This is a genomic window from Nonomuraea soli, assembly GCF_013761175.1.
GTDB classification, from domain to species: domain Bacteria; phylum Actinomycetota; class Actinomycetes; order Streptosporangiales; family Streptosporangiaceae; genus Nonomuraea; species Nonomuraea soli.
Window position 1 is genome coordinate 544,959 of sequence record NZ_JACDUR010000007.1, and the last position, 14,222, is coordinate 559,180.

Genomic DNA, 14,222 nt, shown 5'->3' on the forward strand with positions numbered 1-14,222 from the left:
GCCTCGCGCGGACTGAAGCCCTGATCCATGAGCCGGAAGTACTCCTCCCATCCACGGACCAGGGCTCGTGGCCCCTGCGGCTTCCGATCCCTTCGGATCTCGAAGTCCATCGCACCCCTTCAGCCGGGGTGTTGCGACGACCACTAGAACGGAAGGATGACGGGGGCCTGTCGTGACGCATGGGTCTATCTACAGGGGGTTTCGGGTTGGAATGCCGACGAAGGTAGCCCCATCATCCTGTTGCCGTTGGTCAAAGAAGTCCTGACCCTTGTCGTCGACGACGATGAACGCGGGGAAGTCCTCCACCTCGATCTTCCAGACCGCTTCCATCCCCAGCTCGGGGTATTCGAGAACCTCCACCTTCTTGATGCAGTCCTGCGCCAGGCGCGCCGCGGGGCCGCCGATGGAGCCCAGGTAGAAGCCGCCGTAGCGCTGGCAGGCTTCGGTGACCTGCTTGGAGCGGTTGCCCTTGGCCAGCATCACCATCGATCCGCCCGCCGCCTGGAAACGCTCGACGTAGGAGTCCATGCGCCCGGCCGTGGTGGGCCCGAACGAACCGGACGCGTAGCCTTCTGGCGTCTTGGCCGGACCGGCGTAGTAGACCGCGTGGTCCTTCAGGTAGGCAGGCATCTCGCCGCCGTCGTCGAGCAGCTCGGCGATCTTCGCGTGGGCGATGTCGCGGGCCACGACGAGCGGCCCGGTGAGCGACAGCCGGGTCTTGACGGGGTATCTGGTGAGCTCGGCGAGGATCTCCTGCATCGGCCGGTTGAGGTCGACCTTCACCACGTCGTCGGACAGGTGCTCGTCGGTCGTCTCCGGCAGGAAGCGCGCGGGGTCGGTCTCCAGCTTCTCGAGGAAGACGCCGTCGGCGGTGATCTTCGCCAGCGCCTGGCGGTCGGCGCTGCACGAGACCGCGATGGCCACCGGGCAGGAGGCGCCGTGGCGCGGCAGGCGGATGACCCGCACGTCGTGGCAGAAGTACTTGCCGCCGAACTGCGCGCCGATGCCGAGCTTCTGGGTGAGCTCGAAGACCTTCTTCTCCAGCTCCAGGTCGCGGAAGCCGTGGCCGGACGCCGAGCCCTCGGTGGGGATGGAGTCGAGGTAGCGCGCCGAGGCGTACTTGGCGGTCTTCAGCGCGAACTCGGCGCTGGTGCCGCCCACGACGACCGCCAGGTGGTACGGCGGGCAGGCCGCGGTGCCGAGCGAGCGGATCTTCTCCTCCAGGAAGGCCAGCATGCGCTTCTCGTTGAGCACCGCCTTGGTCTCCTGGTACAGGAACGACTTGTTGGCCGAGCCGCCGCCCTTGGCCATGAACAGCAGCTTGTAGGCGTCGTCGCCCTCGGCGTAGAGCTCGATCTGCGCGGGCAGGTTGCTGCCGGTGTTCTTCTCGTCCCACATGGTCAGCGGCGCCATCTGGGAGTAGCGCAGGTTGAGCCGCGTGTAGGCGTCGTAGACGCCGCGTGAGATGTGCTCGGCGTCGCGCCCGTCGGTCAACACGTGGCGTCCGCGCTTGCCCATGACGATCGCGGTGCCGGTGTCCTGGCACATCGGCAGCACGCCGCCGGCCGAGATCGAGGCGTTCTTGAGCAGGTCGAGCGCGACGAAGCGGTCGTTGCCGCTCGACTCGGGGTCGTCGATGATCTTCCGGAGCTGCGCCAGGTGCGAGGAGCGCAGAAAGTGGGAGATGTCGTGGATCGCGGTCTCGGTGAGCAGCCGCAGCGCCTCGGGGTCGACCTCCAGGAACGTGCGCCCCGCTGCTTCGACCTTCCGCACCCCCTCCGTGGTGATGAGCCGGTACTCGGTCTCGTCGGCGCCAAGCGGAAGCAGGTCGGTGTAGTCGAACTCGGGCATGTCCCTCGATCCTTTCGGTCCCTCCACAGATTAGCCGGGAATGGAGCGGGGCCAGGCCCGGTTAATAGTTCAAAATTCAACTAGATGGAGGAGGGCGTCATGGAACACGTCTTCATGCTCGTGATGGGGATCCTGGTCGTCGGCGGTATGGCCGGCGCGCTGGTGACGATGGCGCTACACGGCATCAAGCGGGAAGAGTGGCCGGTTCTGCAGCGTCGGCGCGTGATCTGGAAGGGTTTCGTCGTGCGCTGAGCCCCACCACGATGCCGGCGATCACCAGACCCGCCCCGAGCAGGTCGGGCACGGTCGGCACGGCGACGCCGAGCGCCAGCCCGGTGACGATCGCCCCGACGGGGATCATCCCCGCGAACAACCCTGCCAGGCCAGGGCCCAGCTTGGGCAGGGAGGAGTACCACAGGAAGAACGCCACCACGGTCACGATCACGCCGAGGTAGAGGTAGCCGGCGCCCTCCGTGAGGGTCGGCACCCGCACGCCCTCCGCGAACAGCCCGATGGTGAAGAAGATCGGCACCGCAAGCCCGGTCGAGTAGGCCGACACCCGGATCGCTCCCAGCTTGGGCAGCAGCGGGATGGCCAGCACCGAGAAGCTCACCTCGCCCACCAGCGCCACCAGTGCCCACAGCAGTCCGGGCAGGTTGCCGCTGCCCAGCCCGGTCGCCAGCGTGGCGCCGCCGACCACGATCACCGCTCCGGCCAGCAACCGCGGCGCGGGCCTGCCGCTCACCAGGGCCAGGGCGAGCGGCACGGTGCCCAGCACCACGCCGACGAGGGCGGGCCCCGCGGCCCGCGTCGACTCGATGATCGCCACGTTGAACACGACGAGCCCGAGCGCGGTCAGGGCGAGCAGTGTCAACGTCTCGCGCAAGGTCAGGCGCACGAACGTCAGCCGCATCACCTTGATCACGGCGATCCAGATCAGGGCGGCGATCAGGTAGCGCACGGCCTGCCCGCCGTACAGGGGATAGTCCTTGATCAGGCCGGAGACCCCGGCCAGCGTGCCGACCAGGAACATGGCCGAGGCCGCACCCACGATTCCGTTTCTCATGCCAGCGATGCTAGGAAGGTATTGGCACTCTCGTAGAGTCCAATCGCCATCGGAAAGAGTGGACCATTGTCCGACCTGCACCTCGCGATCAGCCGTGACGGCGGAGGCATCGCCGCCCAGATCGCCGCCGAGCTGCGCCGTTCCATCCGTGACGGCCGCCTGCTGGCCGGCGTGCGGCTGCCGTCGTCGCGCGACCTGGCCAGAGACCTGCGGGTCTCGCGCGGTGTCGTGGTCGAGGCCTACGAGCAGCTGGTGGCCGAGGGTTTCCTCATGTCGAAGGTGGGCCTGGGGACCATCGTGTGCCCCAACGCGGGCCGGAGCGAACCCGCCCCTGAGCGGGAGCGGCCGCCCGTCTGCGTGCCGGACCACGGTCACCGGCCCACCTCGCCCGACCTGAGCCAGTTCCCGCGCGAGCGCTGGCTGGCCGCGCTCAAGCACGTCATGACCACCGTGCCCGCCGCGGCACTCGACTACGGCGACCCGGGCGGCGTGGCCGAGCTGCGCGAGGAGCTGGCGAGCTATCTCAGCAGGGTCAGGGCCGCGGCCGTGCGTCCTGAGAACGTGGTGGTGGTCGGCGGCGTGGCCCAGGGTCTGAGCCTGACCCTGCACGTGCTGGGCGGCATGCGCCTGGCCGTGGAGGACCCGACGAGCAACCGCCAGATCCCGCTGCTGCGCAGATCGGGCGCCCGGCTGGTCCCGGTGCCCGTGGACGGGTCGGGGATCGACGTCGAAAAGGTCAGGGGCGCCGACGCGGTGCTGCTCACCCCGGCGCACCAGTACCCGACCGGCGTGGTGTTGTCGCCCGAGCGCAGGACCCGCCTGATCGAGTGGGGCGGCCTGATCCTGGAGGACGACTACGACGCGGAGTTCCGCTTCGACCGTGACCCGGTGGGCTGCCTGCAGGGGCTGGCGCCCGACCGCGTGGTGCTGTGCGGGAGCATCAGCAAGGCCATGGCGCCGGGCCTGCGCCTGGGCTGGGTGGTGGCCCCCGCGAACCTGGCCGAGGGGGTACGGCAGGCACGCGGCGAGCTCGACCTGGGTTCTCCGGTGATCGAGCAGTACGCCCTGGCGCACTTCCTGCGCACCGGCGGTTACGACCGCCACCTGCGCAAGATGCGCAGGCTCTACCGGCGCAGGCGCGACGCCCTCGTCACCGAGCTGGGACGCCAGCTGCCGGAGATCAGCGTGCACGGCATCGAGGCGGGCCTGCACGTCCATCTGGCCCTGCCCGAGCACTGGGACGAGGAACGTTTCGCCGCCGAGGCCCTGGCCGTGGGCCTGGCCGCGGAGCCGCTGGCCCCGATGCGTTTCGCCCCCGGACCGCCGGGCGCCGTGGTCGGCTTCGCCCGGCTGGCGGAACACCATGCGGCGGAAGTCGTGCGTGCTCTAAAAGTCAGAATGTCAGGACAAAGTCTTGACTGAGATGAAAGGTCTCGCCTAGAAAGTAGCCATGCGCGTGGGTCTGCTGGGCTTAGGACGTATCGGGGCATTTCATGCGGAAACGCTGGCCGGGCTGGTCGACGAGCTGATCGTCTCCGACCCGGTCCGCACCTCGCCGTACGGCAGGCCGGGCGACCCCTTCGAGGCCGACGCCCTGGTCATCGCCACCCCCACGGCGACCCATGCGGAGCTGCTGCTCAAGGCGTGCGCGATCGGCATCCCGACCTTCTGCGAGAAGCCGGTGGCGCCCACCCTGGAGGAGACGGCCGGCGTGCTGGAGTCACGCGGCGACACCCTGGTGCACATCGGCTTCCAGCGCCGCTTCGACGCGGAGTACCAGGCCGCGCGCCAGGCCCTCCAGGGCGGCGAGCTCGGCGAGCTGCACCGCGTGCACCAGGTGACCGGCGACCCCGCCCCGCCGCCCGCCGACTACATCCCGATGTCGGGCGGCATCTACCGCGACTGCCACATCCACGACTTCGACATCCTGCGCTGGGTCACCGGGCGCGAGGTGGCCGCGGTCTACGCGACGGGGGCCAACCGCGGCGCCGGCTTCTTCGCCGCCGCGGGCGACGTCGACAACAGCGCCGCACTGCTCACCCTCGACGACGGCACGCTCGTCACCCTCCAGGGCTCGCGCTACAACGGCGCGGGGTACGACGTGAGGATGGAACTGGCAGGGACGAAGGCCACCAGGGTCGTCGGCGCGGGCCTGCCGCTGGCGCCCGACTTCGTGACCAGGTTCGCCGACGCCTACCGCGCCGAGCTGGCGGCCTTCCTGCGCGCCGTGCGCGACGGCCTGCCCAGCCCCTGCTCGATCGAGGACGCGCTGGCCGCCCTGCGCATCGCCGAGGCGGCCGAGAAGTCACGCCGGGAAGGACGGGAGATTTCGCTATGAAGATCGCCGGTGCCCCCATCTCGTGGGGCGTGTGCGAGGTGCCGGGCTGGGGCCACCAGCTGCCGCCGGCCAGGGTCCTGGCCGAGATGCGGGAGCTGGGCCTCGCCGCCACCGAACTGGGGCCGTCGGGGTACCTGACCCAGGAGTTCCTGACCCGGTACGGCATGAGCGGCATCGCGCAGTTCGTCCCCGTGGTGCTGCACGATCCCGAGCACGACCCGATCCCCGAGATCCTGGCCGCCGACGTCGAGGTGGTCGTGCTGGCGGCCTCGACCGGGCACGACGGTTACGACACCCGCCCGGTCCTGGACGAGACCGGCTGGCGCACCCTGCTGGGCAACCTCGACCGCGCCGCCGCCCTCGACCGTCTCGTCACGCTGCACCCGCACGTCGGCACCATGATCGAGAACCGGTACGAGGTGGAGCGGGTCCTCGACGACAGCGTGATCCCGCTCTGCCTCGACACCGGCCACCTGCTCATCGGCGGCACCGATCCGCTGTCCGTGGTGCGCCGGGATCCTGCGCGGATCGCCCACGTGCATCTGAAGGACGTCGACGCGGCGCTGGCCGCCAAGGTGCCGGAGATCGGCTACACCCGCGCCGTGCGCGAAGGCGTCTACCGGCCCCTGGGCCGCGGCGACGTCGACGTGGCGGGCATCGTCGCAGCGCTCGACAAGGACGGTTACTCGGGGTGGTATGTGATGGAGCAGGACGTGGTGCTGTCGGGCCCCGACGACGACCCGATGGACGACGTGAAGCAGAGCCTGGCCTACCTGAAGGGGATCGGGCGTGACTGAGGTCCTGACGATGGGGCGGGTCGGGGTCGACATCTACCCGCTCCAGATCGGGGTGTCGCTGCGGGAGGTGACGAGCTTCGGCAAGTACCTCGGCGGCAGCCCCACCAACGTGGCCGTGGCCGCGGCCAGGCTGGGCCGCCGCTCGGCGGTGATCACCAGGACCGGCGCCGACCCGTTCGGCGAGTTCGTGCACGACGCGTTGCGGGAGTACGGGGTCGACGACCGCTTCGTCACCCCGGTGGAAGGGCTGCCCACCCCGGTCACCTTCTGCGAGATCCGGCCGCCCGACGACTTCCCGCTCTACTTCTACCGCCTGCCGAAGGCCCCCGACCTGGTGATCCGTCCCGAGGAGCTCGACGTCGCCGCTATCCGCGAGGCCGGCCTGTTCTGGTCCACGCTGACGGGCCTGTCGCAGGAGCCGTCGCGCAGCGCCCACTTCCACGCCTGGCAGGCCCGCGACCGCAGGCGCCACACCGTGCTCGACCTCGACTACCGGCCGATGTTCTGGGATTCGCCCGGGCAGGCGCGCGAGCAGGTGGCCAAGGCCCTGCCGCACGTCAGCGTGGCCGTCGGGAACATCGACGAGGTGGAGGTCGCCACCGGGCTGCGCGAGCCGTACGCGGCGGGGCGGGCCCTGCTCGACGCGGGTGTGGAGATCGCGGTCGTCAAGCAGGGGGGCGACGGGGTGCTCGGCATGACCGCGCACGAGAGCGTGCTGGTGCCTCCGGTCCCGGTGGAGGTGGTCAACGGGCTGGGGGCCGGTGACGCGTTCGGCGGCGCGCTGGCCCACGGGCTGCTGGCCGGCTGGCCGCTGGAGCGTGTGCTGCGTTACGCCAACGCCGCGGGAGCCATCGTCGCCGGCGAGCTGGCCTGTGCGCCCGCCATGCCGACGCTGGAGCAGATCGAAGGGAAGCTGCGCGTTGGCTGACTACGCCGAGCTGCGGGAGATCAGGGCCAGGCATCCCGAGCGCATCGCCCAGGCCGCCGCCACGCGGCGCAGGAGGCCGCTGTACGGCGGGCGCCAGCTGATGATCGTCGCGGCCGACCATCCGGCTCGTGGCGCCCTAGGCGTGGCCGGCCGGCCGCTGGCCATGGGCAGCAGGGTCGAGCTGCTCGACCGGCTCACCACGGCTCTGGCCAGGCCGGGCGTCGACGGGCTGCTCGCGACCCCCGACATCGTCGAGGACCTGCTGCTGCTCGGCGCCCTGCACGACAAGCTCGTCATCGGCTCCATGAACCGCGGCGGGCTGCAGGGCGCGATCTTCGAGTTCGACGACCGCTTCACCGCCTACGACACCGAAACGATCGTCGGCATGAGGCTCGACGGCGGCAAGATGCTCTGCCGCATCGCGGTCGACGAGCCGGGCACGGTCGCCACCCTCCAGGCCTGCGCGCGAGCGGTCAGCGACCTGGCCGCGCACGACCGGGTCGCCATGGTCGAGCCCTTCTGGTCGGCGCGCTCCGGCCACGACCTGTCGCCCGAGGGCGTCATCAAGGCGATCAACGTGAGCCAGGCGCTGGGCAGCACCTCGGCGCGCACGTGGCTGAAGATCCCGGTGGTCGAGGACATGGAGCGGGTCATGCAGGCCACCACCCTGCCCACCCTCCTGCTCGGCGGCGATCCCGGCGACACCCCCGACCTGGCCTACGCCGCCTGGCGGCGGGCGCTCAAGCTGCCGGGGGTGCGCGGCCTGGTGGTGGGCCGCGCGCTGCTCTACCCGGCCGACGACGATGTGGCGGGCGCGGTCGACACCGCGGTGTCGATGCTCTCAGTACCGGGCTAAGGGTTCACGCCGATGTCAGGGACGGCCCGCGAACCTACCGTCCCAGACATGGAGACCACATCAGTGCAGGCGGCGGGGCGATGGTGCGCGCTGGGCGCCGCCATCGCCGTCGTCGGAGCGACCATCACCTACTTCGTTCCCTCGGCGGTGCCCGAGGAGCAGGTCAGCAGCCCGTACACGCCGCTGGTGTTCCAGCTCACCGAGGGACTCTGGGCGGTTACCCACCTCCTCCTGCTGTTCGGCGCCGTCGGCCTGGTCCGCGCGGGCGTGCTGGGCAAGTCGCGGGTGGGCGTCGTGCTCGCCCAGGCAGGGCTGGTGCTCATGGCGCTCTGCGAGGTGGGCTACGCCCTCTACCCGACCGCGAGCCACGCCGATCCGGGCCCTGCGCTCCTCGACACGGCCATCGGCGTCGCCGCGATGGCCACCGGGCTCGGTTACATCCTCATGGGAGTGGCCGTCCTGCGCACCGGCCGCTGGCAGGGCCCGGCCGGGTTCCTGCCGCTGGCCTGCGGGGTCTTCGTGTTCGTCCTGCTGATGCCGGCGATCATGCTGCTGCCCGCGCTGTTCCCGCTCCCGATCGCGCTGTGGAGCGTCCTGTATGTCCTGCTGGGCCTGGCGTTGAGTTCTACACTGCAGGAGTGGCGAGGGACCTCTTCGTCGGACGCGGAAGCGAGCTGGCGCGGATCGCAGGCCTGATGGCCGCCGACCGGGGATCACTCCTGCTGGTCGACGCCGAGCCGGGCATGGGCAAGACCGCCCTGGCCGACGAGGCGGTCAGGAGGGCGCGGGCCGAGGGCTGGACCACGGTGTGGGGCGGGTGCCCCGAGAGCGAGGGCGCCCCGCCGTACTGGCCCTGGATCCAGATCCTCAGGACGCTCGGGGGCCGGCAGGGCGTGCTGGCCGAGGCCGGGCCCGACGACAACCGGTTCGCGTTGTTCGACCGGGTCATCGGCGAGCTGACGCGGGCCGAGCCGGTGCTGGTGGTCCTCGACGACCTGCACTGGGGTGATCCGGCCTCGCTGCGGCTGCTCCAGGTGCTGGCGGCCGGGCTCGACGGGCATCGCATGCTCGTGGTGGGCCTGCTCCGCAGGGGAGCGGGCGGCGAGATCCTGGCCTCGATCGGGCGCGAACGCTCCGTCCACCGGCTCACGCTGGGCGGGCTGGGCCAGGCGGAGATCGAACGGCTGGCCTTCGGACGCACCCTTGACCGCCGGCTGGTGCGCTCGGTCGTGGAACGTTGCGAGGGCAACCCCTTCTTCGCCCTGGAGCTGCTGCGGCTGTCACGCGACTCAGGAGAGCTCCCCACCGAGCTGCGGCAGGTCATCGGGCGCAGGCTCGACGCCGCCTCCGAATCCACCAGGCGGCTGGTGCGGGCCGCCTCCGTCCTGGGCAGGGAGTTCACCCTCGCCCGCCTGGCCGAGCTGGTGGAGGAGTGCGAGGAAACGCTGCTCGACCGGCTCGACGAGGCCGTGGGACGCGAGCTGATCCGCGAGTCTGGCATCCACCGCTTCCGCTTCGCGCACGCGCTCACCTGCGAGGCCGCCTACGCCGAGCTCGGCCTGGCCGAGCGCAGGAGGCTGCACGGCAGGGCCGCCGACGGCGCCGACGGCGTCGACACGCTCGCCCACCACCTGCGCCAGGCGGGCTCCCCTGACGCGCTCCAGGTCACCCTCAAGGCCGCCGAGCAGGCCAGAGCCCGGCTGGCCTACGAACATGCCGCCTTCCAGCTCGGGCAGGCCCTGCGTCTGCTGCCCGAGGGCCCGCAACGGCTGGAGGCGCTGCTGGAGCTGGCCCGCTGCGAGTTTCGCTCCGGCGCGGTGTCGGCAGCCTGGCGCTCCTGCCGCGAGGCCGCCGACCTGGCCCGCGCCCTGGGCGACGTGGGGTCCATGGCCGATGCCGTGACGGTGATCCGCGGGCTGTCCAACAGCTCCGCCGAGCCGCTCTGCCCGGAGATCAACGCTCTGTGCCGGCAGGTGCTGGCCGTCCTGCCCGACCACGAGACCGTACGGCAGGCGAAGGTCCTGGCCCAGCAGGCGATCACCTCCAACGCCTTCACCAGCGGCGGCGGCACCGAGCTGAGCGAGCGTGCGGTCTCGCTGGCCGAGGCCTCCGGCGACACCGACGCCCGCTTCCTGGCCATGCAGGCACGGCGCGTCGAGCTGACACACCCGCGTCACGTCCAGGAGCGGCTCGACAACGGGACACGCGCGGTCGAGCTGGGCAGGAGCACGGGCCGCGACGAATACCGGGCGTGGGGGCACCACTGGAGGCTCGACTCCTTCTGGGAGCTGGGCCTGCGCCATGAGCTCGACATCGAGGTCGACCACCTGGTCGAGATCGCGGCGGCGATGCGGGAGCCGCTGGAGACCTGGCGGCTGACCATGGTCAGGGCCTGCCTGGCCGAGATCGAGGGGCGGTTCGACGACGCCGAGGCCCTGGCGGGTGAGGCCCTGGTCATCGGGCGGCGCGGAGAGCACCAGGGCGCCGACTTCGTGCACATGGTGGTCACCTCGCGCCTGGCCAGGCTGACCGGCAGGCACGCCGAGGCGATGGAGCGGGCGGTGCGCGAGTTCATCGCGCAGGCGCCGCCGGGCGCGGGGTCGTGGCTGGCGCTGCAGCTGGTCGCGTCGGGGCGGCGAGACGAGGCGGAGGTGTTCTTCCGCGAGTCGTTGCCGCTGATCGGCGCCTTCCCGCCGCACGCACCCGAGTGGATGCCGGCGGTCGCCGGGGTGGCGGCGCTCTGTGCCGTCTTCGACGAACACGAACCCGCTCCACGACTCTACGCCGGGCTGCTGCCGTACGCCGACCGCGAGATCGTCTCCGGTGCGGCGACCGGCTCGGAAGGGCCGATCTCCTACTACCTCGGCATCCTCGCGCGCCTGATGGGCGAGCCGGCGACCGCCCGTGATCACCAGCTCCAGGCGGTGGAGCGATGCTTGCGCATGCGGTCACCGGTGTGGGAGGCCATGGCCAGGCTGGAACTCGGCAAGGCCGTCCTGGCCGGGCGCGACCACGGCTACCTGCGCACCGCCGACGAGCAGTTCTCCAAGGCGGGTGAGCTGGCCACGCGGCTGGGGCTGCCGCAGGTGCTGGCGGACCTGGCCGAGGTGGCCAGGCCCCACGGTCCGGTGTTGTCGGCACGCGAGGAGCAGGTGGCCGAGCTGGTCGCCGAGGGCATGCGCAACCGGCAGATCGGCGAGCGGCTGTTCCTGTCGGAGCGCACGATCGAGACGCACGTGCGCAACATCATGATCAAACTGGCTTTGGAGACGCGGGGCCAGATCGCGAAGTGGTGGGCTGAAAGCCGGGAGCGAGGACGATGATCGCGGCGGCCAGCACGAGGGGAGCGGCGAACGCCGCCCGCATGCCCGCCGCGTCCGCCAGCCCGCCCACGAGCGCCGCGCCGACGATGAAGCCCACGTAGTTGAAGAGGTTGACCCGGGCGATCGCCACACCCGTGCCACCGGGGTCCAGGCGGCCGGCCGCCGAGAACGACTGAGGCGCCACGACCGCCAGGCCCACGCCGGTCAGGGCGAAGGCGGCGATGGCCAGGGGCTGGGTGGGGGCGAACACGATGCCGGCGAAGCCCGCCGTCGCGACCGCGCCGCCGATCCGCACGATCGCCGCCGGGCCGTAGCGGCGCACCGCGACGTCGCCGCCGAGCCGTACGAGCAGGGTCGTGGCCTGGTAGGCGGCGTAGGCCAGGGGGATCACCGCGGCGTTGGCGGACAGCACGTCGCTCATGTACACGGTGCTGAAGTTGGAGATGGCCGCGTCGCCGACGTACAGGAAGGCCATGGCCATGCAGAGCGGGATGATCGGTTTCCAGGGGAACCGTCCGGCGGGTGCGGCGGCGACCACGCGCTCCTCGTCGGCGGTGCACAGCTGCGGGCCCGCGTAGAGCGAGCCCGCCAGGGCCAGGATCATGGGGATCGCCATCGTCACGCCCATGGGCAGCCCCGCCGCCCCCGACGCCCACAGGGCTCCGGCGACGCTGGCCGCGCTCCACAGGCAGTGGAAGCCGTTCAGCACGGGCCTGGCATACCTTCGCTCAACCGCGACGCCCTGCATGTTCATGCCCGCGTCGACCGCGCCGACCGCCAGGCCGAACAGCACCAGGGCGGGCAGCAGGAGCGGCACGCTGGTCGCGAATCCGGCGGCCACCACGCCGAGCGCGACCGCCGGCTGGGCGAATCTCAGCACCGTCTTGCTGCTCAGCCTCGACGCCAGCTTGCCCGCCAGCTCGCTGCCCGCGCCCGCCAGCAGCGGGACGACGAGGAGCAGGAGGGTCAGCTCGCCCTCGCTCAGGCCGTGCCTGGCACGCAGGTTCTCCACCTGGACCAGCAGGGTGGCGAACGACAGACCTTGGACGGCGAAGACCACGAAGGTGGCGCGACGGGCCTGCCGATCCCTGAACGTGAGCATGAGTCAGGTTAGAACTTTTGTCTCCTTCTTCGCCAGACGGCGGAGGTTGTCTTTTTCCAGGAGCGGGGCGAAGGCCCACCACAGGAGGAGCGTGGTGCCGCCGCCCAGGAGCACGCTCCCGATGGTGTCGGTGAACCAGTGCGCGCTCACGTAGGTCCTGTCCCAGATCATGAGCACCGTGACGATCGCCGTGGCGATCAGGCCCGCCCTGAGCCGCGTGGAGACCAGGACCGCCACGATGACCAGGCAGAAGGTGACCGTGGTGACCACGTGTCCCGAGGGGAAGGAGCCGGTGTCGACGGTGACCATCGGGTCGGCGGGGCGCTCGCGCAGCACCAGGTGCTTGACGCCCTGGGCGACGACCGTGGTGGCCAGCGTGGTGGCGAACAGCAGCAGTGCGCCCCAGCGCCGTCCCGTCGGGATCCACCAGGCCAGCAGGGCCAGCATGATGACGAGGCTGCCGGGCCCGCCGGCCAGGTTGAGCACGTGCGACACGGCCGTGAAGGCGTCGTTGCGGGTGCCGAGCATGGCCTGGTTCCAGGCCTCGTCGAACCCCTGGAGGGGCGGGCCCCCGAGCATCAGGACGGTGAGGGCGGCTCCGGCGGCGGCCAGGCCGAGGCCGTAGGCGAGGATCCATCGCGGTCTCATGCGCCGGAATTTATACGTATAACCAACCAAATGATAGGTATGTGTCCATTCTGTTAAGGTGACCTGCGTGAGTCGCAGGGGGTACGCGCGACGCGACCGCATCCTCGCCGTCGCGCTGCAGGAGTTCGCGGAGAACGGCTATCGCGGGGCCTCCCTGGCACGCATCGCCGAACGGGTCGAGCTGTCGCAGGCGGGGCTGCTCCACCACTTCAAGAGCAAGGAACTCCTGCTCGTCGCGGTGCTCGACTACCGCGACGAGGTCGACACCCAACGCTTCGACATCGAGGTCGCCAGCGGCGCCGAGATGCTCAAGCGCATGGTGGAGGTCGTGGAGTACAACTCCAGGGTGCCCGGCCTGGTCCAGCTCTTCTCGGTGATCAGCGGCGAGGCGGTCACCGGCGACCACCCCGGCCACGAATGGGCCCGCGAACGATACCGCCGCCTGCGCGGCTGGGTCGGCGACGCCCTGCGCAAGGGCATCGCCGCGGGGGAGTTCCGCGCCGACATCGACACCGAGGCCCACGCCGACCGGCTGATCGCCATGATGGACGGCCTGCAGACCCAGTGGCTCATCGACCCCGAGCGGGTCGACATGGCGGCCGTCTTCCGCGGCTACGTCGACGACCTGATCGCCGCCTTGCGGCCGTAGGCGGGCTGCCTGGCCGACGCCCACACCCCGAGGGCGATCAGCGTGGCCACCTCGACCGCCGCCAGCGTGCGCTCCACCAGGCCCAGCGGCATGACCTGCCACCAGGCCAGGCCGTTCTGCCAGCCGATCATCATCATCGTGCCCATGCCCGCGATCACCAGCACCGAGCCGATGCCCAGCACGTAGGCGACCGCCGCCGAGCGCCGCCACTCCGGATGACGCCACGGCCTGGCGATGATCAGGGCGGCGACGGGCAGCGCCAGGAAGGCCACGATGCTGCCCCACCTGTGGATCGTGCCGCTCAGGCTGGGCCCGACCGCCCAGTTGTGCTTCGGGAACGTCGCCGCCACGAACAGGCCCACGCTCCAGGCCATCAGCGCCAGGGTTCCCGCCACACCCGCCAGCTTCCGCCTGAGCAGCCCCACCCCGATCGCCACGGAACCCGCCGCCAGCAGGCCCACCGCCACCGCGAAGATCCAGCCCGTCGGGCCCAGGCCGTGCTCGCTGATGGTACGGCGCAGCGGATTCAGCTCATCGAGCCGCGCCACATCCAGGCCGATCACGACCGTGATGCCCAGCCCTACCGCCACCAGTCCCGCACGTCCCGCTTGATGCACACCCGGTTCAACGGCCGGCCATGGTCCGGGATTCCGGAAAACCGATC

At 71.0% G+C, this 14,222-nt stretch carries 14 protein-coding genes; 9 read left to right on the forward strand and 5 right to left on the reverse strand.

The annotated features are described in order from the left end of the window. Positions 1 to 189 precede the first annotated feature (189 nt). Positions 190 to 1,851 (reverse strand): fumarate hydratase, encoded by a 1,662-nt coding sequence (locus tag HNR30_RS35125; protein ID WP_181614398.1) that lies wholly within the window; start codon positions 1,849 to 1,851, stop codon positions 190 to 192. Positions 1,852 to 1,950: 99 nt separating this feature from the next. Between HNR30_RS35125 and HNR30_RS35130 the strand changes: the two genes are divergently transcribed. Further along, on the forward strand, positions 1,951 to 2,103 hold the full coding sequence (locus HNR30_RS35130; RefSeq protein ID WP_181614399.1) for a hypothetical protein: 153 nt from the start codon (positions 1,951 to 1,953) through the stop codon (positions 2,101 to 2,103). On the opposite strand, the gene HNR30_RS35135 is transcribed toward HNR30_RS35130, so the two are convergent. Next, the gene (locus HNR30_RS35135) at positions 2,036 to 2,917 is read right to left on the reverse strand and encodes a DMT family transporter (RefSeq protein ID WP_181614400.1); all 882 of its coding nucleotides are present in this window, start codon (positions 2,915 to 2,917) and stop codon (positions 2,036 to 2,038) included. The two genes, HNR30_RS35130 and HNR30_RS35135, sit on opposite strands and share 68 nt — an antisense overlap. A gap of 66 nt (positions 2,918 to 2,983) precedes the next feature. Between HNR30_RS35135 and pdxR the strand changes: the two genes are divergently transcribed. The 7 genes from pdxR to HNR30_RS35170 are packed head-to-tail and all read left to right on the forward strand — an operon-like array spanning position 2,984 to position 11,159. Continuing rightward, on the forward strand, positions 2,984 to 4,339 hold the full coding sequence (gene pdxR / locus HNR30_RS35140) for a MocR-like pyridoxine biosynthesis transcription factor PdxR (protein ID WP_181614401.1): 1,356 nt from the start codon (positions 2,984 to 2,986) through the stop codon (positions 4,337 to 4,339). Positions 4,340 to 4,367: 28 nt separating this feature from the next. After that, a complete protein-coding gene (locus HNR30_RS35145; protein ID WP_181614402.1) occupies positions 4,368 to 5,255 on the forward strand; it encodes a Gfo/Idh/MocA family protein in 888 nt (295 codons plus the stop codon). Further along, positions 5,252 to 6,052, forward strand: a complete 801-nt coding sequence (locus tag HNR30_RS35150) for a TIM barrel protein (protein ID WP_181614403.1) — start codon at positions 5,252 to 5,254, stop codon at positions 6,050 to 6,052. The genes HNR30_RS35145 and HNR30_RS35150 overlap by 4 nt, the downstream gene beginning before the upstream one ends. After that, on the forward strand, positions 6,045 to 6,980 hold the full coding sequence (gene iolC / locus HNR30_RS35155; RefSeq protein WP_312894846.1) for a 5-dehydro-2-deoxygluconokinase: 936 nt from the start codon (positions 6,045 to 6,047) through the stop codon (positions 6,978 to 6,980). The genes HNR30_RS35150 and iolC overlap by 8 nt, the downstream gene beginning before the upstream one ends. Further along, positions 6,973 to 7,836 carry a Cgl0159 family (beta/alpha)8-fold protein gene (locus HNR30_RS35160; protein WP_181614404.1) on the forward strand — a complete coding sequence of 288 codons (864 nt, stop codon included), beginning with the start codon at positions 6,973 to 6,975 and terminating at the stop codon, positions 7,834 to 7,836. The genes iolC and HNR30_RS35160 overlap by 8 nt, the downstream gene beginning before the upstream one ends. A gap of 48 nt (positions 7,837 to 7,884) precedes the next feature. Further along, positions 7,885 to 8,532 (forward strand): hypothetical protein, encoded by a 648-nt coding sequence (locus tag HNR30_RS35165; RefSeq protein ID WP_181614405.1) that lies wholly within the window; start codon positions 7,885 to 7,887, stop codon positions 8,530 to 8,532. After that, entirely contained in the window at positions 8,475 to 11,159 is a 2,685-nt protein-coding gene (locus HNR30_RS35170) for an ATP-binding protein (RefSeq protein WP_181614406.1), read from the forward strand. The genes HNR30_RS35165 and HNR30_RS35170 overlap by 58 nt, the downstream gene beginning before the upstream one ends. Here HNR30_RS35170 and HNR30_RS35175 read toward each other — a convergent pair. Both HNR30_RS35175 and HNR30_RS35180 read right to left on the reverse strand, forming a co-directional pair. Continuing rightward, positions 11,089 to 12,261 (reverse strand): MFS transporter, encoded by a 1,173-nt coding sequence (locus HNR30_RS35175; RefSeq protein WP_181614407.1) that lies wholly within the window; start codon positions 12,259 to 12,261, stop codon positions 11,089 to 11,091. The genes HNR30_RS35170 and HNR30_RS35175 overlap by 71 nt on opposite strands. Before the next feature lie 3 nt (positions 12,262 to 12,264). Beyond that, positions 12,265 to 12,909 (reverse strand): phosphatase PAP2 family protein, encoded by a 645-nt coding sequence (locus HNR30_RS35180; RefSeq protein ID WP_181614408.1) that lies wholly within the window; start codon positions 12,907 to 12,909, stop codon positions 12,265 to 12,267. A 67-nt stretch (positions 12,910 to 12,976) separates the two neighbouring features. Between HNR30_RS35180 and HNR30_RS50415 the strand changes: the two genes are divergently transcribed. Next, positions 12,977 to 13,558, forward strand: coding sequence for a TetR/AcrR family transcriptional regulator (locus tag HNR30_RS50415; RefSeq protein ID WP_181614409.1), 582 nt, complete (start codon positions 12,977 to 12,979; stop codon positions 13,556 to 13,558). Here HNR30_RS50415 and HNR30_RS35190 read toward each other — a convergent pair. After that, positions 13,522 to 14,148: a DUF998 domain-containing protein gene (locus tag HNR30_RS35190; RefSeq protein ID WP_220134323.1), complete on the reverse strand. Its 627-nt coding sequence runs from the start codon at positions 14,146 to 14,148 to the stop codon at positions 13,522 to 13,524. The two genes, HNR30_RS50415 and HNR30_RS35190, sit on opposite strands and share 37 nt — an antisense overlap. Positions 14,149 to 14,222: the final 74 nt, after the last annotated feature.